Origin of the sequence: Synechococcus sp. H60.3, assembly GCF_047462295.1 — a bacterium.
In the GTDB taxonomy this organism is placed as follows: Bacteria; Cyanobacteriota; Cyanobacteriia; order Thermostichales; family Thermostichaceae; genus Thermostichus.
Genome location: NZ_JANSIY010000044.1, coordinates 18,675 through 20,104 on the forward strand (window position 1 = coordinate 18,675; position 1,430 = coordinate 20,104).

Here is a 1,430-nt window from a genome sequence, read left to right on the forward strand (position 1 = left end):
GAAATGGAACACTCCCTCCACGCCCTGCAGCTTTTGATTCTGGTGAGCTGCCTCACCCGCCTCTGGCAGGATCGCAACGACTACTTCCTCGCCTGGAACCTCACCGTTGACTACAGCCGAGAGCAACTCAAAAGCAAAGACTTCCGCGGCCCAGATCTGTTTTTGGTCAAAGGGGTAGAAAACCGCTCTCTGCCTTCTTGGGTGGTGTGGGAAGATCATCGAGCCACTTTCGGAATCGGCAGCCAAGGTGGATCGGGGTGAAGAGCGGGAGCTTTACGAAAGGATTTTTAGGACACCGGAGTACTTCTACTTTTCTCCCGAAACGCAGGAGTTTACGGGCTTGCAACTGAGGGGGGAACGGCATGAGGAGATTGAGCCACCGGAGCAGAGGTGGCGCTGGAGGGAAGTGTTGGGGCTGCGCCTAGGCATTCCCAACCGGCAACTGCGGTACTTTTTCCCCAATGGGGAGCTGGTGCCCACACCAGAAGAAGCTGAGAAGATCGAACGGCAGTGGGCTGAGCAGGAACGGCAACGGGCGGAACGCCTGGCCCAAAAGTTGCGAGAACTGGGAGTGGATCCCGATACTTTGTAAAGAAAACTAGCCAGCCCAAAATACCTCTCGGAGGACTGGCAATGACCAACCCCAAACCGATTATTCCGGATCCGGTTGATCTACCCGACTGGCCCCCTACCCAAGACGAGCTCCCCTACGACGACGGCGTACCTATGGAAAGCTGGCGACACAAGTGCCAGATGGACTTGCTCATCTCCGTCACCCAAACCTGGCTGCAACAGCGCCCTGATGGCTTTGTCAGCGGCAACATGTTCCTCTACTACAGCTTGGAGCAGACCCGCAGCCGCAATTTCCGAGGGCCTGATTATTTTGTGGTGCTGGGAGTGCCCAAGGGCGAGCGCAAAAGCTGGGTGATCTGGGAGCAGGGCAAAGGGCCAGACGTGGTGATTGAGCTTCTTTCTCCCAGCACTGCCCAGGATGATAAGACAAGCAAAAAGCAGCTTTACGAGCAAATTATCCGGGTGCCGGAGTACTTTTGGTTTGACCCGTTTGATCCGGAGGACTGGGCGGGGTTTCGGCTGAGGGGCGACCGCTATGAGCCGATTGAAGTCGATGCAGAAGGTCGCCTGCCGAGCGCAGTTCTGGGACTGTACCTGGTGAAATGGGAAGGCAGGTTTCGGGACATCGAAACCACATGGATTCGCTGGGCCACCTCTTCTGGTGAACTAGTGCCCACCGAGGCCGAACTGGAGCGGCAAAGGGCTGAACAAGAACGGCAACGAGCCGAGCAGGCCGAACAGCGGGCGGAGCGTCTGGCCCAAAAGCTGCGAGAACTGGGGGTGGATCTCGATGTAGTGATGGACAAGTAAGTTAGAGGAGCAGTTTAGAGTCTGCCTTACTAGGCTGGTCGTTGGTT

The 1,430-nt window shown here is 56.7% G+C and carries 2 protein-coding genes and 1 pseudogene; all 3 read left to right on the plus strand.

The genetic code is table 11. The features are described 5' to 3' along the window. Positions 1-261, plus strand: a pseudogene (locus NW841_RS06540) (hypothetical protein); the annotation flags it as partial. After that, positions 248-592, plus strand: a complete 345-nt coding sequence (locus NW841_RS06545; protein ID WP_414385900.1) for a hypothetical protein — start codon at positions 248-250, stop codon at positions 590-592. The pseudogene NW841_RS06540 and the gene NW841_RS06545, both read left to right, overlap by 14 nt. 41 nt (positions 593-633) lie before the next feature. Continuing rightward, positions 634-1,383, plus strand: a complete 750-nt coding sequence (locus tag NW841_RS06550; protein WP_414385902.1) for a Uma2 family endonuclease — start codon at positions 634-636, stop codon at positions 1,381-1,383. Positions 1,384-1,430: the final 47 nt, after the last annotated feature.

Coding starts and splice junctions, on each gene's coding strand:
- NW841_RS06550 (WP_414385902.1), top strand. CDS start 634: ATGACCAACCCCAAACCGATTATTCCGGATCCGGTTGATCTACCCGAC.